The 21,763-nt window shown below is 45.2% G+C and carries 17 protein-coding genes and 1 pseudogene; 1 reads left to right on the top strand and 17 read right to left on the bottom strand.

Going from position 1 to position 21,763, the window contains the following annotated elements; all coding sequences use genetic code 11:
* Window positions 1–104: 104 nt before the first annotated feature.
* The gene (locus PJDR2_RS01670; RefSeq protein ID WP_012772303.1) at window positions 105–587 is read right to left on the bottom strand and encodes a hypothetical protein; all 483 of its coding nucleotides are present in this window, start codon (window positions 585–587) and stop codon (window positions 105–107) included.
* Between the two features lie 137 nt (window positions 588–724).
* On the opposite strand from PJDR2_RS01670, the gene PJDR2_RS01665 reads away from it, so the two are divergent.
* Entirely contained in the window at window positions 725–1,012 is a 288-nt protein-coding gene (locus tag PJDR2_RS01665; RefSeq protein WP_012772302.1) for a hypothetical protein, read from the top strand.
* A gap of 44 nt (window positions 1,013–1,056) precedes the next feature.
* On the opposite strand, the gene PJDR2_RS01660 is transcribed toward PJDR2_RS01665, so the two are convergent.
* The 16 genes and pseudogenes from PJDR2_RS01660 to PJDR2_RS01585 form a co-directional block, all read right to left on the bottom strand.
* Window positions 1,057–1,842 carry a TatD family hydrolase gene (locus tag PJDR2_RS01660; RefSeq protein ID WP_012772301.1) on the bottom strand — a complete coding sequence of 262 codons (786 nt, stop codon included), beginning with the start codon at window positions 1,840–1,842 and terminating at the stop codon, window positions 1,057–1,059.
* A gap of 2 nt (window positions 1,843–1,844) precedes the next feature.
* Window positions 1,845–2,414 (bottom strand): RNA 2'-phosphotransferase, encoded by a 570-nt coding sequence (locus tag PJDR2_RS01655; protein WP_041613790.1) that lies wholly within the window; start codon window positions 2,412–2,414, stop codon window positions 1,845–1,847.
* A 143-nt stretch (window positions 2,415–2,557) separates the two neighbouring features.
* Window positions 2,558–4,939: an alpha-L-rhamnosidase gene (locus PJDR2_RS01650; protein ID WP_190276175.1), complete on the bottom strand. Its 2,382-nt coding sequence runs from the start codon at window positions 4,937–4,939 to the stop codon at window positions 2,558–2,560.
* Window positions 4,940–5,530: 591 nt separating this feature from the next.
* A complete protein-coding gene (locus PJDR2_RS01645; protein WP_041613249.1) occupies window positions 5,531–6,169 on the bottom strand; it encodes an NPCBM/NEW2 domain-containing protein in 639 nt (212 codons plus the stop codon).
* A gap of 325 nt (window positions 6,170–6,494) precedes the next feature.
* Window positions 6,495–6,686, bottom strand: a pseudogene (locus PJDR2_RS01640) (restriction endonuclease); the annotation flags it as partial.
* Window positions 6,676–7,074 carry an 8-oxo-dGTP diphosphatase MutT gene (gene mutT, locus PJDR2_RS01635; RefSeq protein WP_012772296.1) on the bottom strand — a complete coding sequence of 133 codons (399 nt, stop codon included), beginning with the start codon at window positions 7,072–7,074 and terminating at the stop codon, window positions 6,676–6,678. The pseudogene PJDR2_RS01640 and the gene mutT, both read right to left, overlap by 11 nt.
* Before the next feature lie 12 nt (window positions 7,075–7,086).
* On the bottom strand, window positions 7,087–10,248 hold the full coding sequence (locus PJDR2_RS01630; RefSeq protein ID WP_012772295.1) for a DUF3427 domain-containing protein: 3,162 nt from the start codon (window positions 10,246–10,248) through the stop codon (window positions 7,087–7,089).
* Between the two features lie 130 nt (window positions 10,249–10,378).
* Window positions 10,379–11,689, bottom strand: a complete 1,311-nt coding sequence (locus PJDR2_RS01625; protein ID WP_012772294.1) for a hypothetical protein — start codon at window positions 11,687–11,689, stop codon at window positions 10,379–10,381.
* 111 nt (window positions 11,690–11,800) lie between these two features.
* Window positions 11,801–12,877, bottom strand: a complete 1,077-nt coding sequence (locus PJDR2_RS01620) for a hypothetical protein (RefSeq protein ID WP_012772293.1) — start codon at window positions 12,875–12,877, stop codon at window positions 11,801–11,803.
* A complete protein-coding gene (locus PJDR2_RS01615; RefSeq protein WP_012772292.1) occupies window positions 12,877–13,512 on the bottom strand; it encodes a hypothetical protein in 636 nt (211 codons plus the stop codon). Before PJDR2_RS01615 ends, PJDR2_RS01620 begins: the two co-directional genes overlap by 1 nt.
* Window positions 13,493–15,475, bottom strand: coding sequence for an AAA family ATPase (locus PJDR2_RS01610; RefSeq protein WP_041613248.1), 1,983 nt, complete (start codon window positions 15,473–15,475; stop codon window positions 13,493–13,495). Before PJDR2_RS01610 ends, PJDR2_RS01615 begins: the two co-directional genes overlap by 20 nt.
* Window positions 15,476–15,726: 251 nt before the next feature.
* Window positions 15,727–16,560: a MurR/RpiR family transcriptional regulator gene (locus PJDR2_RS01605; protein ID WP_012772290.1), complete on the bottom strand. Its 834-nt coding sequence runs from the start codon at window positions 16,558–16,560 to the stop codon at window positions 15,727–15,729.
* A 29-nt stretch (window positions 16,561–16,589) separates the two neighbouring features.
* Window positions 16,590–17,351, bottom strand: a complete 762-nt coding sequence (locus PJDR2_RS01600; protein WP_012772289.1) for a PHP-associated domain-containing protein — start codon at window positions 17,349–17,351, stop codon at window positions 16,590–16,592.
* A complete protein-coding gene (locus PJDR2_RS01595; RefSeq protein WP_012772288.1) occupies window positions 17,323–18,567 on the bottom strand; it encodes an ABC transporter ATP-binding protein in 1,245 nt (414 codons plus the stop codon). The genes PJDR2_RS01600 and PJDR2_RS01595 overlap by 29 nt, the downstream gene beginning before the upstream one ends.
* Window positions 18,568–18,569: 2 nt before the next feature.
* Entirely contained in the window at window positions 18,570–20,396 is a 1,827-nt protein-coding gene (locus PJDR2_RS01590; protein WP_012772287.1) for an ABC transporter permease, read from the bottom strand.
* Window positions 20,397–20,417: 21 nt separating this feature from the next.
* Window positions 20,418–21,641 (bottom strand): ABC transporter substrate-binding protein, encoded by a 1,224-nt coding sequence (locus PJDR2_RS01585; protein WP_012772286.1) that lies wholly within the window; start codon window positions 21,639–21,641, stop codon window positions 20,418–20,420.
* Window positions 21,642–21,763 lie beyond the last annotated feature (122 nt).

Genomic DNA, 21,763 nt, shown 5'->3' with positions numbered 1-21,763 from the left:
TTCCTTCGTTTAAAAATAACCCTCTACGAAATGTGAATTCAGGTCACGTTTATGAACTCATTGTACCACATCTTTCTGGAAATAGCTAATTCCAATGGAATCCATTAGGAAAATTGTTTTACAGAGAGCTTTTTATCGGGAAAATGTACGAGTAATGCGGTACCGGAAGCAAAAAGAATCTCGTGTGAAAGCGTCTTGTCATCCACGATTAGCAATTCATCATAACCCCAATCGTCAAAACCTCTGCGATTAAGCCAATCAGGCGGATCAATCGTGATTCCAACTCTGCTGATATTATTATAGACCAAAGTCCATTCATCCTGGACGCCCGTAACGGTGATATACAAGTCAACGACCTTCTCGTAATGCACTTCGGATTGTACGAGCTTGTATTCCTTCAAGTCATAGTCATGGAAACTGAAGGTATGGAAAAATTCATACAGTTCCTTGCCCAGCCTACCTTCTAGCCTCAAGTACTCAGTCCAGTACTGCTGATCGTTCACCTTCCACTCTGCTTTCGCTCGCTCTTGCACTTCCGGATCGCCTGAATTAATGGCTGACCAAAGGCTGGATTTGAAGTATTTCATTCGAATCATCTCCTTCGCTCAAGAAACATTTTCCTAATCGATGCGTTAATATAGGCAACCGCAGCAAACTTCGAATTGAGGTGACTCATGAAGACTTTAGACGGCCTCTAGCTTCCCCCTAAGGAGGTTAGAGAGTTATGAGCAGAAGTTTCAAGAAATCATCTGCATGGACGGAACAGAGTACACCAAATGCCATCTGGGCTAAAAGACAAGCCGCAAAAACCGTACGCCGCTTCACCGCCGATATTTCAAACGGAAAATGGTACCGGAAGCTGTACTGTCCATGGAATATTTGCGATTACCGTTTCTACCAAACGAAACAACAAGCCATTCAAGAATGGGAGACATCCCGATGGCCAAGCGACCTAACAAAGACCCGAGCTGAGATCATCAACGAGTGGGCTAAAATGTACAAAAGAAAATGAAGAGAAGCGTCGGCCAAGGGAAGCCCGGCGCTTTTTTTCTATGCTTAGATGCGGAAAAAGGCTTTCGCCGTCTGCGTAGTCGCCCGAGCCACTTCATCCGCCGGTTTCCCTATACACTCCGCAACCGCCTGCAAAATATGCGGCAGAATGGCCGGTTCATTCCGCCCGTCTTTCGGCTTCTCCTTCAAATCCCTAGGCGTCAGAAATGGCGCATCCGTCTCGATCATCAGCCGGTCCAGCGGAATCATCCGCACCAGCTCTCTGAGATGCTTGCCTCTCCGCTCATCGCAAATCCAACCCGTAATCCCGATATGGTAGCCCATCTCCAGATATGCCTTAAGCTCCTGCAGCGTGCCGGTAAAGCAATGCACGACGGCATTTTGCACGCGATGCTCCTTCAGCATCCAGATAAAATCCGCCGAAGCCTCCCGTTCATGAAGGAACAACGGCATATCCAGCTCAAGCGCCAGACGAATCTGCTCCCCGAACCATTTCCGCTGTACATCCCTCGGCGAGAAGTCCCTATTGTAATCCAGCCCGCACTCCCCGATCGCAACCACCTGCGGCATGGCTGATAACTCGCGCAGCTTCGCAATCGTCTCTTCATTGCAATTCTTCGCGTCATGCGGATGTACGCCAGCGGTGGAATAGAGCTTCCCGGAATATGTTCCGGCATAACGTGCCGCGTCCACACTGTTCCTTAAGCTAGTGCCGGTGATGATAAGAGGCGTAACATGGTTCTCCGCCGCTCTGGCAACCACTTGGTCACGATCCTCATGGAAAGAACGGTGCATCAGATTCACGCCGATATCTATAATGGAATTTGTCATTGTTATCTACTCCCTTTTTCCCGTTCAAAGACCGAGCAGCAATCTGCCGGAACACGGTCCGCCAGCCATACTTCGTTGCCTGCAAAGAAGAAGACGACACCCGCTTCTTTTGCACGCGAAGTATCAATCTTCAGAATCACTAGCTCTCCCCTGCGGCTTCCCGCCAGCGTTGCAAAATGAGTCCCTTCCGACAAATGCACATACTGACGGTTCATCGGATGAAGCCCCTCTCCCAAGATGGAAGGCAAGGCCTTCCTGTTGGTGCCGTGGTAGAGAATTGCCGGTGGTTCACCAGCTGTATATTGAACTCGATCGTGACTATGCCCATATCTTGCCCGAATACGTCCATCCTCGATGGCAAAACGCTGCTTTTCCGAGTTGCGGACGACCTGCTCTATATCTTCAATTGTGATCCCAGCCCATTTGGGCTGAGCTTGGATCGCCTCAAGTAGAACATGTATCCCGCAGGAACCATCCTCCGGATCAAGGCTGATTCCGAACTGTTCCGGCGTATGTCGAAGGATCTTCGTCATTAACTTGCTTAAGCTTTGCTCCATAGCCTGATTCAGCATGGCTTTCACTTCGCTTTCTCCATTAAACTTCCAGTCATTTCATTATAGCCTCTTCGCAAGAGATGCGGGCTGGATTAATTGGATTTAGCAAAACGTTCCCATTAAAAAAGCCTGGACCAATGAGGATTGGCTCAGGCGTTATTTTACTCGGGATTAATGGTCACCAGGAATTCGTATTGACCTGAACCTAATGTGACGACGATATCGTTCGGTTCCGTACTCCACTGGATCGTGTCCGGAGATTCGTCTGTATCAGATGACGGCCATATGTTTCGGTTGCATCCTTGCTCGAAGATGGATGAGATAAGGGCATTGCGGTTTTTTAACGGAAAATGGACTTCTGCCGTGCAGTTTGGCGGGATCTGGATCTCACAGGCCCAGCTACTGCTATCTTCTCTGGACCAGCGAATAGCATATTGACCCCGAATCGTATGGACCGATGCGGACGCGTGGTTTAAACTCGCAGCTTGGAACGGTTTAAAGACAGCCTGATCGAACGCAACGGAATCCGGATGCTGAGCTAATCCAGCAACATGCTTGTAGAACCAGGAACTAACACTTCCGAACATCGGATGATTATGGGAGTCATGTCCATCCCAGGATTCCCACAGGGTGGTGGCGCCATTTTCGATCATGTAGCCGTAGCCGGGGTAGTCTTTTGCCGCGACCATCTTTAACGCTAGATCCGTCTCCCCCCGCTCACTCAGCAGCTCAAACAAGAAGAAGGTTCCGAATATACCGGTATCCAAATGCCCGCCTAGATCATCACGGTAATGCCTCAGCACCCGCTCCCACACATGATCCTCGTAACCTTCTGGAACGCATCCCAGAACAAGCGGGAACAGATCCGCACCTTGCCGACCTATGGAGTAAGTGGCGGTTTCGGGATCGAAAAACGCCTCGATAAATGCTGCACAAATAAGATCAAACAGTTCCGCATACTGCTTGCCATCCTCGTTATGACCAAGCACTCCGGCGATTTCGGACATCATCCTTACCGTATAGGCATAGTAGAACGTGCTCACTAGAGTGGGAGGAAGCTCATTCGCTCCAGGGATACACCAATCTCCCAGAAACCAGCTGTCCGGTTCTTCGAATTCAACTAGATATCCTCCGCGATTACGCGTACTTAGATAGCTGATCCAGCTTTTCATCCCATCATAATGCTCAGCAAGCAGACGACGATCTCCATACAAACGGTACATCGTCCACGGCATGATGATATACGCGGATCCCCAAGCGACTCCACCTCCACCCCCGTTGAACGGAGCCGTATGCGGCACAAAACCCGTCTGCTTGTTCTGCGAATCGCTGATGTCACCAATCCACTTCGCATAAAAAGCAGCCATATCAAAGTTGTAACTCGCCGCCTCCGCAGTCAAGTGCCCATCCCCTGTGTATCCGAGTCGTTCACGATGCGGACAATCGCTTGGCACGCCGCCATGCATATTCGTAAGCTGCGACCAGCGATAAGCGCTCTGCACTTGATTGAGTAACGGGTCAGAACAGGTGAACTCGCCGGTTGATTCTACCGAAACATGAACAACGATGCCTTCGAGATCCGTTAGGTCTGGTACTCCGGGATATCCGGTGACCTCCACATAACGAAAACCATGCCAGACAAATCGGGGTTCGTATTGCTCTATACCTTCGCCTTTCATGATGTAAGTATCGGATTGAATTTGGTCGTTACCACCGCAGCTTAGCGTATCCAGCCCGCCATCTGGAGCGAGGTTTTCCGCAAACCTTAGCGTAACCTGCTGCCCGGCCTCCCCTTGCATACGAATGCGCACCCAACCGGAAAAGTTTTGACCGAAATCGAAAATGTAGATGTGAGGCTTGGGCTCGGCACGGGAGATTGGTTTGAGCGTGCTGATCTTTTTATCCGGAGGAGACATCTGAGCCGTCAGCTGGCCCTTCGGAGAACGAACCAAGCGGGCTTGTTCCCAGGTCGAATCATCAAAACCGTAGTCATCCCACCCCGGCTGCTCCAGCCTCGCATCATAGATTTCTCCGTAGAAGACATTATTGAATACAATTGGTCCGGAGCTGCATTTCCAGCCTTCATCACTGCGGATGTAATCTACCGTACCATCCTCGTAGGTTAGAGCCATCTGCAATATTAACTTTGGAGCGCCATATCGCATTTTTCCTTCAATTGTTCTCTCGGTCTGATTGTAGAAGCCGTTCCCAAGAATCACTCCAATCGCGTTCTCACCCTGCCGAACATGGTCCGTCACAGCGTATTGAAGATAATGGACCCTCTTGGAAGTCTGATCGTCGAAAGAATAGAGCAGCCCTTCGATCTTGCGATCATCATAATCCGTCCAGTTCGGAACCAGGACATGATCACCTACTCGTTCGCCGTTCATATATAGCTCAAAATAGCCCAGTCCCGACACTGCTATGGACGCCTGCTTAATTGGTTTATGTATGTGGAAGGAGGTTCTGAATAACGGTGATGCAATCGTCTCGTCTGCTCCTATCCACTGTGCAGTCCATTCGTCCGAGTTAAGAATTCCCATCTCGAAAAAAGCAGACTCTTCAGCTTCGTATAGCGTTCCATCCTGATCCCAACACTTGACCGTCCAGTAACAGCGTTGCCCGCTAGCGAGTGGGCTGCCAGTATACTCAATATGAAAGGTCTCGGCAGATTCGACTTTGCCTGAATCCCACAGAGCGCCGATTCCGGAGAACGTATCCTTTTCACTATTGGATACGATGATCTGATAGGCAGTTTGGTTGCAATTGCGTTTGGAGGATTCAAGCTCCCAGCTGAAGCGAGGCTGAGTTGTTTGTATGCCAATGGGGTTGTAATTGTACTCACAGCGTAGTCGAATGATTTTTTGCATGATCGTAGCCCCCTTTTATTAATGGATGAGTGGCTATGTATTCGCTTTCAAGAGTCAGTGAAGTTAGTATACAAATACATTGGATATCACAGTCATAATAACATACTAACTTGAGCAAATAAACCACAAAACTCATACAAACCAGAAAATGTCACGCGGATCAGATATTCTGATTCGCGTGACATTTTTTTGCTAACGTATTGATAACTAACAACATATTATTTCAGAAACTAATACTTCCTAGTTAGAGAAGCTAACTCTGACTTATTGAGTTATTTTTGCTTCAACGAAGTCTACTGCTATAGAATCACCATCTGTTTCATCAATGCTGAACTCAATTTTAAGTTTTGCAACTCCCGATATATTAATATCTACAGGAACCGCGTAATCTCCCCCTACCAATCCATTGCTTCTATACAACTCTGTGTCGTCTCCATAGATGGTCAAATAGCCTTTACTTGCTGAATTTTTAGAAACGTCATCAATACCGGCAAATCCCGTTAGTTTAGTATATTTGCCATCTAAATTATAATAAAGAATTGCAGTTTCTTCCGAATAAACACGACCTAGATCTGCTGCAAAACCGTGAAGATACTCTTTGCCAGCTATCTTTAATGGTCCTTTTTTGTTATTCCAAGTATCATTCCACTGATTAATAAAGAACTGTTGATAAAAGCCTGAAGTATCCATCTTTGTTGCAATTCCTTCTGCTCGAGCATAATCCATTTCAGATAAATATTTAAAACTTCCTACTTTTTTTCCGATCCAGATAGTTTTGTTCTTGCTGTCATATTGAATATCTTTCCCGGTAGCTTCCGCTGCAAATCGCAATGGCACATAAGTTGTTCCCTGGTAGAAGAACGGTTGTCCTGATGAAGACTTCTTTTGTACCCCGTCTACCATAAATTTTAAATTGTCGAAAGTAACTTGAATGCTCTTGGTATTAGCAGCATAAATAGTCCCCCCCCCGTAACCATTGTCCCCACTAACAAACCTGCAAATAGACCTTTGAAATTGTCTTTCATGTTAATTCCCCCATAATTTGTATTCAAAAATACCTATCTGCTAATTAATGGAAATTTTTAATAGAAAATTACTTTATTGATTAATATTCACGTAATAAAGAACCTCACTGACAAACAAAAAAGCCTGCTGACATTTGTCAACAGACTAATCGTACCTCCAAAATTCTGTTTGAGCGTGTAGAGTAAACTTTCTACACCTTATTCCTCGCCGGACCAAACTCAACAAGCAGCTTCTTCAGCTTCTCTCTTACCACCTCGTAAGGCAAAACGGTATGCTGCTGTTGGAACTCCGCTAAGCTTAACAGGATTAACAATGGCTTATGCGGAGCGCGTTGCCCGTTCTTTTTCCAGATGGACAGGTTCGCGATTCTTTGTTTAAGCTCATTAACCTCCATGCTGCTTCCCTGCTTCCAGCATCTCTACAAAAAGTATATCTGCCGGAGCAAACGTAAACTCCCCGAGCTCGGCAGAGGTGCTCCAACGGTACTCATCATGATCGACCAGCATGATCTCACCACTTACGAAAGTCGATTTATAAGCAATTAGCCTAATGTGAGTTGCTCCATAGTGATGATCATTAACGCCAAAATAAGCATATGGGTTAATCTCGATATGCATTTCCTCGAGCAATTCTCTTTTAAGGCAAGCCTCGGCCGTCTCACCCGCTTCAATCTTGCCACCGGGAAACTCCCACATCCCCGCTTGAGACTTCCCTTGCTTCCTTCTTGCGATCAATATCTGTCCTTGTCCATTCTCAATAATAGCTGCCGCAACCTCGATCATGTTATTCACGTCCTAAACAATCGCTTTATTCGCCGCTGGCACGAGGGCTGGCGGCATTTCTGTCTTGAGCCTCCACACAAAGCTCATCGGCTTATTGCCTTCATGTCTGACGTACTCCACTTCGCCTAGGAAAATAAACGGAGAAGTGTAGTTATTCTCTTCCTTGTACTCCCGAACAAACAAAGCAATACGAGTTCCGAGCTGACGATGATGAATATATCTTTGCGCGGTTTTCGACTCTTCAGACGTACGACTCTGCGTTTGCCAATGGAACAACCGCTCGTTAATCGCATAGTCCTCATAAAGCGTAGACGGCGAAAAATCTTTATCCGACTTATTTAACGTGATGAAGAAAATATCCGTTTCTTTATCGTCGAAATATTTTACTCCCTCGCGAAAGGCCGGCGACTTCGTCTCATCCCAATAACCAAACGCGGCCAGCACCTGATCCGTCGAATAGCTGCAATGCACATCGAGCGGACAAGCATAAGGGAAGGCATTCGACTCATCCACGAAGCTAATATGCGACTCGTTATATTGCAGAATCTCCAGCAGCTCTTCACGGAACTGCGGACAGGCCACGATAGAACGAATGCCATGCCCAATGCTATCGAAACCATTTCTCTTAGGCTCAGATCGGTAAAACGTATAATAGAAAAGATTCAGCATTAACTGCTCTTCTTCGGTACTTACTTGTTTTTCACCCGAGAGATAACCAATGAGGAATCTCAGCAATCTCCGGGAATTAAGGCATAGGAGCGCTGGAATTCGCTTCGTTAAATAATCCCCGTTTTCGAACTGGAATGACTCAAGAAGCTCTGCCTCCACCATTAGGCCACGGAACGTACGGTTACCTGTTCGGCCACCATATAACTCCTGAATACTAAGTCCGTGATAGCGCAGGAAATTGGTGATGGTAAGCTTTTGCCCCGAATCGCCTTCAAAATACTTCATCTTATGAATGAGACTGCGACGATTATTGGTCGCTTGCTTCAGATTCCGCAGGATGTAGTCGCGAGCGACCTTCTCCAGCTGAATAAAGCTGCCTCTAGGCAGACTCGAAAAACCATGCTCCACATAGTGCTGGACGGAATGCTTGGTTTTGCCGAGCAGCGCCCGCAGTTTGTCGTGGAAGTTATAATCCTTGTGAGCTTGTCCGATAAAATCAAGGACGGTCAGGCACTCTTTTCCCTCGGCTAAGCGAAGTCCCCGGCCCAATTGCTGCAGGAACACGGTCAAGCTCTCCGTTGGGCGAAGGAACAGCACCGTATTCACCTCTGGAATATCCACGCCTTCGTTGTACAGATCAACAACAAAGACCATTTTGATCTCGCCGCGAGCTAGCCTGCCCTTCACTTGATCCCGATCCTCATCGCTGGAGCCGCCATGCAAGGAAATCGAAGGAATGCCTGCTTCATTAAATACCTTGGCCATATAGAGTGCATGCTCAACGCCAACGCAGAATCCGAGCCCCTTGACCTCATCCAGATCGGTCACATACTTCCTCAAGCTATTGAGGATTTGCGTCGCCCGGATTTTGTTGTTCGTAAACAGATTTTCCAACTCGGACTGGTCGTATCCCCGTCTTGTCCACTTCACCTGCGAGAGATCCACATGATCACTCACCCCAAAATACTGAAAAGGACATAACAGCTTCCGATCGATAGCATCAGTCAGTCGGATCTCAGCCGCAATCGTATCGTCGAAATAGCGAAGCACATCCTTGCCATCCATCCGCTCAGGCGTAGCCGTTAAGCCAAGCAGGATCTGAGGCTCGTAATGAGCGAGCAGCTTCTGATAAGAAGGTGCAGCAGCATGGTGGAATTCGTCCACGATAATGAAGTCGTAGTAATCCGGAGTAGTGATTTCCGTAAGCTTCATTGAATTCAAGCTCTGAATGCTTATAAAAAGATGTTCAAGCGACTTCGCCTGATTGCCGCCAACATGAAGTTCACCAAAGTTCAGATCCTTCAGGATAAAACGAAACGTGTCCAAGCTCTGCTTCAGAATCTCTTCGCGATGAGCCACGAATAGGAGTCTTGCACGTTGCGGGTTCCGCTGAGCAAATCGGCGATAGTCAAAAGCTGAAATGACCGTTTTCCCAACGCCAGTCGCAGCCACAAGCAAATTCTTATGCCTGCCGTATAACGTCCGTTCCGCCTCTAGCTTCTCAAGAATCTCCTTCTGATAATCATAAGGTTGAATACTGAACTTGAAGAACATCGCGTCTTGAGCTTGGTCTTTGGAGTAATTTTTGCCTAAAGCTTGTTTGAGTTGCTCCTCATGGGCAGGGTTGTCTCCTGAGAATTCGGAAAACTCTCGGTCATTCCAATAGCTCTCGAAGGTTGCTTCGATCTTCTTGAGAACGTCGTAGGAGTCTTTCTCTGTTACTTTTAGATTCCACTCGAGGCCACTGGTTAACGCTGGATTGGACAGGTTAGAAGAGCCTACATAGGCCGTCGTAAAGCCGGTGTCCCGTTTAAAAACATAGGCTTTTGCATGAAGCCTCGTCCGAGTAGAGTCGTAGGAGATTTTGATCTCCGTATTGGGCAGCTTGCTAAGCTCCATAATGGCTTTGTAGTCCGTTGCTTCCATGTATGTAGTTGTGATAACCCGCAGTTGTCCACCTCGAGCCGTAAACTGCTCGAGTTGCTCAATCATACAACGAAGACCGCTCCACTTGATGAAGGAAACCAAGAACTCGATTCGATCCGAAGTGAGGATCTCATGCTTTAGTTCACTGAGCATGTTCGGCTCAGCGTGGGAGCCTGTGAAGAGTGAACTTTGGGAGAGTGGAGTCGTCGGGCGTAGCACCTTCTCTTCCTTAACAGCACGAATAGAGTTGAGCTTCGCATAAACATAGGTCAACACTTCCCCTTGTTCAGCGAGCTGCAACTCTTCATAGTCTTGCTGGTCTAATGCGTTTTTGAGGGTGGAGATAATGTCGTTACAAGCCCGAACCTGGGCTAGTACTGCTTCTTCGTCGGTGTCGGAGTTTTCTCGCACAGCCTTCAATGCTCGGCGTGTAACGGTAGCGATATAGTTAGAAAGCAGCTTTCGTGCTTCCTCTGGATCGAGAGCTTCTTTGCCAATGTCAAAAGCAGAGGTGTCCAGTGAAGTTAGCTGCTGTAAGGTTACGTTGTTGATGAGCTGTTCGTAGAGACCTTGTTTCATTGGGAAGCACCTCATATTCAAATAGTTACCATAATAAAATTTTACCACTTATATAATTTATAAGTAACCGAATTAAAAACACAGCACCTACTGCCTCTAAAACAGATGCATAGGTGCTGCTTTATACAAATTACTTACTATTTTCAAGAATAATCACTGACTCACGTAACCATTTAACCTCTTCATACTGTTGACTACTTGTTTTAATTTTTCGTGCTAAACGTATTTCTAATACAGAATAACCTAGATTAGTAGCAATCTCTTCTATTATTCGGTCAGTTTCAATAATGACTCCATAATAAGAGGAGTTAGCGACGTTTATATATAATTTCCCCTTTGTTTTCATCTTTACCCTAAGTGCGCTTAGCAGTTCCTCGATGTCCTTAAAATAACCAACAATCATACTTGGAATATTTCTATTCCAAAACTTTTTTTGAAATTTCATAATCTCAAAAAGACATTCCTCTAAAATTTTGCTAGTAGGCTTTGGAATTTCACCCCAGGTTACTTGAACATGCGAACGCATAGTTTTTTGTCTCAGCGCTCTAACATCACTATAGTTATGAACATGCCCTAACAGCCACAGTTCAATCATATGTGAATCTGTATAATCTCTAGAATTTAAATAAGGAGGAGATGTGATCACAAGATCAAGTTCATTGTCATTTAGTTCACCGACCAGATCCCTACAGTCACCATTAATAAAATAATTTTGATTATTTATTTGTTTATTAATACTGGACGAAGCTTCTATCTGCTGAATATCTAAGAGAACACTTCCTAAACACTTTTCAATATAGGCATTATATATCTGCTTCGTTTTATAATATTTTGTCCTCCAATTAGCTTTATACTTCACAGCCTTTCCATCTCTATAAACATTGCTAAATTGTAGCAATATTGATCCCAATGCAACATTTAAGATATCATAATATACAGGAAAATCGGCTGTGGAAATCTCAATAGCTTTACGTATATTCAGTAAGGATGTCAACGCAGTTTTGTGAAACAACCATTTATCTAGCGTTTTTTTTTTGGATATTGTTTTCAATTCAATTCGATAATCATTTGTAAACCCATCCTCTAGCAATTTACTTTTCAACAATTCAACAACACCAACAAATTCTGCAGACTTATAATCATTTCTTAATTTAGCCCTACAAACTTGACTCATAAAGGGACTAACTTCAAAAGAATAACATTTGACACCTAATTCTTGTGCTACTAAAGGAGTTGTTCCCCCACCTGCAAACGGATCAAGGCAGATTAAATTATTAGTTTTACATTGTTCATTGATAACCGATTCAACAAAACTATTTGAGAATCCTTCAAGTATGGGGTACCACCTATTTACAGACTTTTTTTTATTTTTATTTGCACTTACAAATCCCTTGTATTCAGTTGACCAATCCTTGATCTTCACTGATCTATATGTTTTCATGTTAGTTCCCGTCCTCAATACATCTATCTTTCCTTTAATTGTACCAAAATAAATTACTATCCGGAATAGCCACTATTATTAGAAATTATAAAAAGTCCGGAAACCCGGACTTTACGCTGGATGACGTTTATTTAATTTTATTTGCGGAATTATTTCAAACAATTGCATGTATTTTTTTAACCCTGGGGAAACAAATTGAAGTTGTTGATAGTCAATGTCTTCCGACACATCTCTAGCATCAAATATGACTAAATATCCGGTCCTCACATTAATACTCATAGTGTCTAATATCTCTTCAATATATTCTAAAGTCTGCGTTACACCTTCTCGAGCTCTTGCATCACCGTATGGGTTAGTTAACTTTGTACCACAATCACTTATTGATTGACCAATCCACTTTATCTCAAAAAAGTAAAATTCACCATTTACTTCTGTATATATATCTAATTCTCTTTTACTTCCGGATAACTCAGTTTCTATTAAAAAAGTATGTTTCATTCTATCATTTAGATAATTTCTTAGATGGTCTCTCATATATTTCTCGGGCTTGTTTTTAAGGATATTTCTTCTTACCAAAGACTCATCGATCCGCCTTAATGTACTATTATCAGCAAAAAAGACCATATACTCACTCTGGTTTGTTAAGTGTGAATTCTGGTAACTTCTAATTACCTCATTTATTTGAGAAATATCCTTCTTTTCAGCAAATCTAGTGAGATCTTCTGTACAATAAAAGAAATTATTCTCACCTGTATTCTCACCTTTAATAAAAATATCAAGCCCTACCTGTCCAAGAAAAACTACAATATAACCATCTCGTGAACAATCTTTAAAATATTTCTTAGCCTCAGTAGAAGTTTTGAAATTAATAGTTTTGGCATTAACAACTTGCAATAAATCATCTACTTCTATTACATTATTGTCTCTAGAAACCTGGAACATATTTGTCTGGTAATCTTTACTTATTTTCTTAAAGCTTATTGTATCTAAATATTCCTCTCTTAGTATAAGAGTGAATAGTTGTCCCTTATTAATTCTATTCTGCCATAACTTATCAAAATACTGCGCCTTTAATATTCTAAATTTCGGGTGATTTAATATTTGGTTTCTTGCGTGAAGCAAAATATCATTAGCACGAGAACCAATTTCCTTTAAAAAGTCGGGAGAATCAAAATTAAACTGTTGCATTATTCTGTTTCACCTCGAAGTATTTTACTGAAAACATATTCAAAATACATGTCTAAATATCTTTTATTATTAAGCTCTAAAGCAGCTTTGCCCAGGGTTTTCTCAAAAGCATCCTTCATCTTCATCAAAGTAAGTTCCGTTTTATTTCCTTCTTTAATGTTAATTTCCTTTATCGAGTTCCTTTGCAAATTATCTTGATATTGTGGATCCCTAAATACAAAATCATATATTTTTTCTTCTCCATAAATGCCCAATATATAAATTACTGCTTCTAACCATGAACTTCTTTCTTGATAGTTAGGCATTAGGCTCATATCAGGAAGTTCTCTTGTTGAAAGTAAATACTCTCCCTTTTCATTAATAAATATATATTTATTAGCTTGTAGATATTTCAAAGAGTAAGGGACGATATCAGAGTAAGGCCCCCTTAAAGACACAGAGAAGTCATAGTCTTCCTCAAATGGATTAAAAGATAATTCTTCAAACCTAAACCTATATAAAACCGAGGAAATATATAATATTCTATGTATGGAATATTCACTAATTGAGTCCCACCCGATTTCCTCTCCTGAAGATAATATAGAGGTTACGTCTCCATTAACACGGAATATTAGCTCAATAGGTTTTTTTTGCATTTATCTTCTCCTCAATTCTTTTTGAAATCCCTAATAATATATCACTATTTTTTTGTATAATTGAGGGTTTTCCATATTCAAGTAAATTCAAAAAACTTATTTGAGTTGATCGCTGAATAATTAAATCAAGAAACTCACTATTATTGAGGTTGGAAGTAACAATTAGAGTATTCGGTTGTTGCAAGTATTTCAAGAAAATTTGTGCTGCGTTTGCTTCGTATGAAACATCCAAACTACTATCAGGAGTCTCACAAACAAAAAATGAAGGTGTTGTATAGAAATAATTTAGCAAGCTCATCCTAAATGCTTGATCAGTAAAGAATCTTTGCGATTCTGATAACTCTAACGGATCTAATCGTACTTTATCCCCAATAACCGGAATGTACATTTTCACTTCTTTTTTAATTAAGTTATCAAAAGTCAGTCTACAGTCTACTCCTAAAAAATCACCCGCAAAATCAGAAAATATCCCAGATAATTCTTTAGTAATATCCGACAAATTACTTTCAATTCTCTGAATTATTTCATCAGCTAAGTGATTATACTTATCGCTCAGTTGCACATTTTCTTGCTTTTCTCTCTCTAATTCATCCAATTCAGCCATCATTGCTGTATATGTGAAAGATTCATCTGACCTTTCATTATTACTATACATCTTATGATCTAGTTCCCTTACCTTTGATTGAAGTTCAAAAACCTCTCTTTTTAGTTTATTGTATTCACTGTCCATCTTACGTAACTCATTTTCTAAATTATATATTTCTTTCTCACAACTTTGAGATAGTAAAAGTAGTTTTTCAAGTTCTAATTTCATTTCTTTTACATTTGTAGGAATTTCCACTTCTGTCGTAATACTTTGATGGCATAAAAAACATTCATTTTCTTCAGTTAGATGCTCTTCTGTAACATTTTGATTACACATAGGGCATAAGTGAAGCATCTTTAGATTATCATAATAGATATTATAATTTGGATTCCTTGTTCCCCAAATTTTACGATATAAACTTGACTCCTCTTCTTTAATTTGTTTCTCTAATTCTTTGGCTTTTCTATTATGATTTACACGTTGATTAACGCAAATGCTTATTTTTATTTCATAACCCTTTCTTTCTGTTTGAATATCATTTAATAACTCATTTGCCTTATCCAATTTTTTCTTCAGTTTATTTATTTCATTTAGTCCATTTATTTGGGTATCATTAGTTTCCCCTTCTAATCTCTTAACGATTTTACTGATTGCCCGTATATCCTCAGATTTGTGCCTCGAAATACTATCATGATACTTCGCTTGTCTTTTTGCTTCTTGAAATTCTTCATCCAATCTTGGATCATTGAAATACTTGCTTGAGAGTCTTTCTTGAATTAATGGCTCCCAAATAATTGTTTTTCTATCTTCATCAAAAAAAAGAATTTGATTCACAAAAAAGATTAAATCATTAAAATCATTAATATTTGATTTACTTGAAACTAATTCCTCATATCTACCCTGCAAAAAATTCTTTCTATCATCCTCGTCTAGCTTTTCATACTTATCTTGTCTAATTGGTATACCATCTAATTCAAAACTACTATTGTTTTCTATCACTATAACTTTTTTTAAAATTATTTCATTTAATCCTCTAGTTACTACAAATTGAGTCTTATTAATGTTAAAGGTTAGAATTACTTCAGCATCTTCATTCTTATACAATTCCTCATCATACATTCTATTTTTAAAGTAGAATTGTGAGTATTGTTCCCTGACAAGCCTCTTTTCACTTTTGTAAGTTCTAACATCCAGTTCTTTTTTGTATAAACCTATTAATCCATACTTAATTAAATTAATAAAAGTTGTTTTTCCAACTCCGTTTCCTCCAACTATCAAATTTACTCCATGAATAAATTCAAAATGTATATCCTTCTTATATAAAGAAAAATTCTTAATCTCAATTCTTTTTAGTTCCGGAAGGAAAATTTGATTCATTTCCATCATCCCCATATCTACCAAATTCATCTAATTTAAAAATACCATAAATAGAGCAAAAGAACTATCCATACTTTAAAACTCATTTTATTTTTCACTTTCTAATTTAGAGTCTGTATAACGCATTATTTAAATGATTTACTTATTAAATTTATCTCCATTTTATTAATGAATATAGCTTTATTCCCTTTTTCAAAAATATAAAAAAACGCCAACTTTTTCTGGCGTTTTAATAAATAAATATCTCTATTTCAAACCCGCTTCGGCAACAACTTCGCATACTTCCTTCTCAACCGATGCAGCTCCTCGCTCCCAGCAAGCGCAGCTTGCTCCCACTCTTTCCCCACTGCGACGATCAGCGCTTCGATGACAGCGATCGGAGCTACCATCGAGTGGAACTCCCAGAGCTGGCCGCGGGCGGTGAAGAGGGAGATGTCGGCTTTGGCGAGCATGGGGCTGACGGCAAGGTCGGTGATGAGTAGCGTACGGCAGCCGCGTTCACGAGCGAAATCCAATAACACGGCCATCTCAGGGGATTCGGAGACGAAGCCGAAGATGACGATGACGTCCTCCGGACGGATCGGCACCATGCTCTCGAATAGCTCATGCCCGCCGCGGTCCAGGCGGCGAACGTCGGCACCGAAGCGCGAGAGACGGAAGTCCATTAACGCGGTTAAGCATTCAGCAGAACCGGGACCGTAGATATGTACGGTTCCCGCTCCTGCTAGCATCGCCGCCGCAGCATCAAAAGCCGCCTGATCGATACGATCAGCGGACTGTTGCAGGTAGTCTGCTACGCTCAGTACATTTGCGGCAGCACCGCTATCTCCGCCAACCTTATCAAAAGCAGACTGCAGCTTCCGAGCAGGAGAAAGCAGCACCTCGTCTTTGACGCGCTGCTTGAATTCCTTCAGGTTCTTCGAGCCGACCTCGGCCCAGAAGCGAGAGACGGTGGAGACGCTCACGCCGCATGCCGCTGCGATATCTTCTTCTATCATAAACGGGACATCGTCCATGTTCTTGCTTATATAATCCGCGATCCTTTGGTGACCGCGAGTGAGCTTTGCATGTTCAAATTGCATCATAGCTAAGATTCTCCCCCGTCTGCACCCTGTTAAACTACAACTTCGACTTTCTTCTTCAGCAGCTTCTTCACGTAATTTGCCGCACGCACCTGCAGATCGAGACTAGGCGAGATCACGCGCTTGTACGCTCCGTCACGGATCGCTTCCCTCAGCTCGGCTACGGTCTCGAAATCTCCTTCGAACTGGTTATATACGCAGCCCACCTGGAACATCTGGTGCGCGTCGCTTCCCGCGATAACCGGAACTCCTAGCTCCGCGCCAAGCGTCAGGACCTTCGCGATATTTTCCTGGATGCCGATCTCATGCAGGTCTTTGCCGTTCAGGTCAAACGCATCGAACCGCTTGAGCAGCTCCTTGTCGATATGGTAGAGATGATTGGATTCGCGGAACGGATGTCCGCCGATGACCATCAGACCGCGCGGGTGGCACAACTCAAACAAGCGCTCCAACCCGATAAAACGATCCGCAGTCAGGTGATCCTCCAGCACGGCGCGTACTTCGAGCAGCTTATCCTTTGGACCGCTGACGAGGATATGGCCGCCTTCGGCTACGTCAACCTCCATGCCGGTGAACAGCTTGAATCCGTCGACATTGTAATAGTGATTGTTGCAAGGATACATCTTATCGAGCGTGCCGTATACGTCCTCGAAGCGGTGCGTGTTGAAATGCTCGGTCAACGTAATCGCGTTAAGGCCTTGGGCCTTCGCTTCATTGATCATGCTATTAAAATGCTCGATTTCAAAATTGGTTTTCTTCGAAAGTTTAACGTGAATATGAAAGTCGATCTTCATGAGTGGATTCCCCCGGTTCGTTGTTGTGATTCGCATATTGTAATTCCATTCGGATACCTGTCTTCTTATCGTAAGCATTCATCTGCTCCTGGCGAAGTACCGCGTATAAGGTGGTGCCTGGCTCGTATTCGGATTCGCCGATGACACGGGCCATTAAGGACATGCCTGCGGCGTCCATCTGGACAAGCGTCTCCGCGCCGGACGGGAATACCGCTGACACCGACATCGCGATACTCCCCGGACGGCGTTCCTCGTACAGCCGGATATCTTCCGGCCTGACGGTAAGCACCACTTCCTGTCCTTCGTCCATGCTTACGCCTCCCGCGAGGTGTGAAGGATGGGGGAGGCTGACATCACTGGTGAGTTGAGGAGGTTTGGAGTAATTCTCACCCGTAGCAAGAGGAATCAACACCACTGGCGTCTCCAGCCAGCTTAGTCCTTCCTCATCTGTACGCACAACTCCCTCCAGCCGGTTCATCTGCATCCCCGCGCTTCCGATAAACTCGGCGACTTGAAGCGTTTTTGGACGCTTATAGAGCTCCCGAGGTTTATCCAACTGGACAATCTGCCCGCCGAAAAAGACCGCGACCTGCGTCGACAACGTCATCGCCTCATGCTGGTCATGCGTGACGTAGATGACCGTTGTGTTCAGTTCCTGATGGAGCCGCTTCAGCTCGGCGCGCATCTCGACGCGCAGCTTGGCATCGAGGTTCGACAGCGGCTCATCGAGCAGGAGAATATCCGGCTCGGTGACGATAGCGCGGGCGATGGCGACGCGCTGCTGTTGTCCGCCGGACAGCTCGCTTGGGTAGCGGCCGGCAAGCTCGGCGATGCGCATTTTGCCTAGCGCCGCCTCGACTTTCTCCCGCACAACCGCCTTCGCCAGCTTCCGGACTTGAAGGCCAAAGGCGACATTTTCGTATACAGTCATATGCGGCCACAACGCATAGCTCTGGAAGACCAGGCTCAGCCTGCGCTTCGACGGCTCCATATGGAACCGTGTCTCGCCGTTTGCGACTTCGCGTCCGCTGATCGTGATAGTTCCGGCGTCGGCCTTTTGCAGGCCGGCGATGGTGCGGAGCAGCGTGGTTTTGCCGCAGCCGGATGGCCCGAGGAAAGTCATGAAGTCCCCCTGCTTAATCGTTAATTTAATATCGTTAAGAACCTGCTTCCCATCCAAAACAACGTGGATGCCCTGCAGCTCGATTGCGTTCATGGTTATTGCCCTCCAATCCCTTGCGTCAGATCGGCCTTGCCGAACTTAACCGCGAGGAAATATACCGTAATGACGATCGCGATAATGATCATCAGGATGACGTTCGTCAGCTGCTCATAACCCTTCTCGGCATAATAGAAGGTAATGGTCGTCAGCGTCTCCGTGCGCGGCGTGATCAGCAGAATGATAAGCTCCATCTCCTTCATCGCCCCGATAAACACGAGGAGAAACGCCGACATTAAGCTTTTTCGGTTAAGCGGCAGCAGGATCCTTCGGAACCGCGTAAGCCACGAAGCCCCGCTGATCTGCGCCGCTTCCTCCAGCTCCTTGCCGATCTGCATCATCGAGGCGCTGCCCGCTTTGACGGTGAACGGCAGTTCTTTTACGACGGTAATTAATATGAGCAACGTAATCGTCCCGTACAGAGCCGGAATGATTAAGGTTGGCTTCGCAAACATCGAGATATAGATCGCGGCAAGCGAGATGCCCGGAATGAGATACGGCAGGAAAGAGACCTGATCCACCATCCGCCCGATCCACGACTGCCTGCCCCTTGCGACAACATAGCCCAAGATAAGCCCGATCACCGCCGCTATGACGGAGGCGACTCCCGCGATGTACAGGGAGTTTTTGAGCGCGAGCATAAAAATATCGTTTTGCAGGACGCCCTTCTCACCGGTGTTAATGTTCGGATCGGAGCCGCCCCACCAGTAATGCGTGGTGAAGTTGCTGAGCGAATAGACGCCTTCCTTCAGCATAAAAGATTGGAACAGCAGCACAAGCAGCGGCACCACGGAGATCAGGATCATCACAGCCGCCGCCGTCCCCGCCGCCGGATATCTCCAGCGTCCAAGGGAGGTCAGCGTTTTGGCGCTGTCTTTACCCGTTACGGTAACGAAGCTTTTCCTCCGCCCCACTACCCGTTGATTCAGATAAATCGTAAGCATGGAGATCAGCATCAGCGTTAAGCTAAGCACATTGGCTTCGGTCGTCAGCCTCGAGCGCATGCTGGAATAGAGCATCGTCGAGATCATATAGAAGTTCACGGGCGTACCGAGCAAGGCCGGAACCCCATAGGAGCTGATTGCCTTGGTGAAAATCAGAATAAAACCGGACAAAATCGATGGCATCACGAGCGGAAACACAATCCGCCGCAAAATCGTCCACCGAGCCGCACCCGTCACGGATGCCGCCTCTTCCAGCTGGCTGTTCATCGAGCTAAGCGCCGCCCCCACAATGAGGAAGAAGAACACGCTGTCGTGAATCGACAGGGACACTACGATTGGCACAAAGCCGTAGGACAGCCAGTCCGGCGGAGACACATGCAGGAGCGCCTCCATAATGCCGGGCGTCCCGCCGATTTTGCCGTTTTTGAAGAAAGTGAGCCATGCCTGCGAGATAATCCAGGACGGCAGCAGATACGGGATGACCGCCAGGAACGCGATCGTTTTTTTCCAAGGTACATTCGTCCGCACGACCAGCCATGCCAACCCGCACCCGATCAGCATCGACAGCGCCGAGACGGCAAATCCAACGCCAAGCGAATTAAGAATCGGCTTGTAAAACAAATTCATGCTTATATCGCTCGCCAGCACGCGGGTCCAATGGTACAGCGTGAAATGTCCCGGGTTCGCTTCTCCCGTCAGACGGACATCCTGCTGCCTCCATAAGAAGGTCGTATACAGGATTTTTAGGACCGGCCATGCGATCGTATACGCCAGGAAGAGCAAGGCCGCCAGCCCGATCAGATGAATAGGGCTCCTCAGCCCGTTCAACATCCCGTTATAGAACCGCGTGCTTCTCACGGTTAGAGCCATTTTGTTCGCCAATTCTCTCTCCACCTTGCCGCGTTATTTTTGCTTAATCCAGAAGTCGCGCACTTTCGGTGCGGTCTTGTACAGAGCATCGCCGTCGAACAGCCACAGGTTCAGCTCTTCGAAGGAAATATCGTTTTTCGTCTTCACGTCGGAACGCGGTACCCACGAGCCCACTTCGTTGAACGGAGCAAGACCTTCGCCTGAGCCGTCCTTCTCGCCCATCATCCAACGGATGAATAGCTTAGCGGCTGCTTCATGAGGAGCTTTGTTCGCGATGAAAAAGTACCCGGAATCCGGAACCGATGTTTTCGGCTTAATATCGTAGATCGGAGCGATCGTCCAGCCCTTCTCCTCGTTCTTCGATACGTCGCCCGATACCGCTAGGCCAAGCGCTTCACTTTTGGCTTTGCCGATGGCGTCGAGGACGTCGTCGCTGCCTTTTAACACGATAAGGCCGTTGTCGAACAGCTCTTGGATGAATTCGTAACCTGCATTGTCCGTGCCGTTAAGTACGATATCTTTGCCGAACTTCTCCTTGTAAGCCGCCGCCATGTCGTCGCTGTTGATGACCATAGTCGTGAACAGATCCATAAACGCCGGGGAGCTGAGCGGGTCGGCCGTGTAAACTTTGCCCTTGAACTCCGGAGTCGTCAGATCCCACCAGTTCGTTACGGGCGCTTCCGCGTATGTAGATTTATTGTAGAAAAGAGTCCGGAACTCCACGTAGTTCGCATAAGCTTCCGCCTGCGTGCGGTAAGGCTCGTCGACCATCGGCGCGATATCCTCCGGCAGGTATTTGATATAGCGGCCCGTCATCACCATCTCTTCCTCAACGGCTCCGCTGACTTCCTTCGTCAGGATAACGTCCGGGTTGAATTGCCCCGCATCCTGCTCCTTCGTCACCTTATCCATCATCTCGTCGGACTTCACCTTGCTGACTTCAACCTTGATGCCCGGGTATTGCTTCATAAAAGTCTCCGCCGCGTCGTTCGCGCGTCCGGAGGTGGAATATACGATCAGCTTGCCTTCTTCCTTCGCTTTGGCGTACAATTCATCAACCGATTCGGCTGCCGGTGCAGCGGATGGGTCGGCGGAAGGCACCGTGGCATTTGCATTTGTACTTGCCGGCGCGTCTGATGGCACCGCATCCGAGAGTGTATTCGAGCTCTTGTTGTCTTGGCCGCAGGCCGACATGATCGTCATGGCGGATGCTGCCGTAAGCAGGACTAAAGCTGTTTTTTTCTTCGAAATGAACATAAGGATAACTTCCTCCTAGTAGATGGGCTCTCCACGTCCTCATCTTTGTTTGTCTCTCGAGTTAGATGATAGTGCCCGATTGTAAGAAGCATGTTACGGCTATGTAGAGTTTTAGTAAAAAA

It is taken from the genome of Paenibacillus sp. JDR-2 (assembly GCF_000023585.1).
In the GTDB taxonomy this organism is placed as follows: Bacteria; Bacillota; Bacilli; order Paenibacillales; family Paenibacillaceae; genus Pristimantibacillus.
This window is presented reverse-complemented; position numbering and strand designations above follow the sequence as displayed.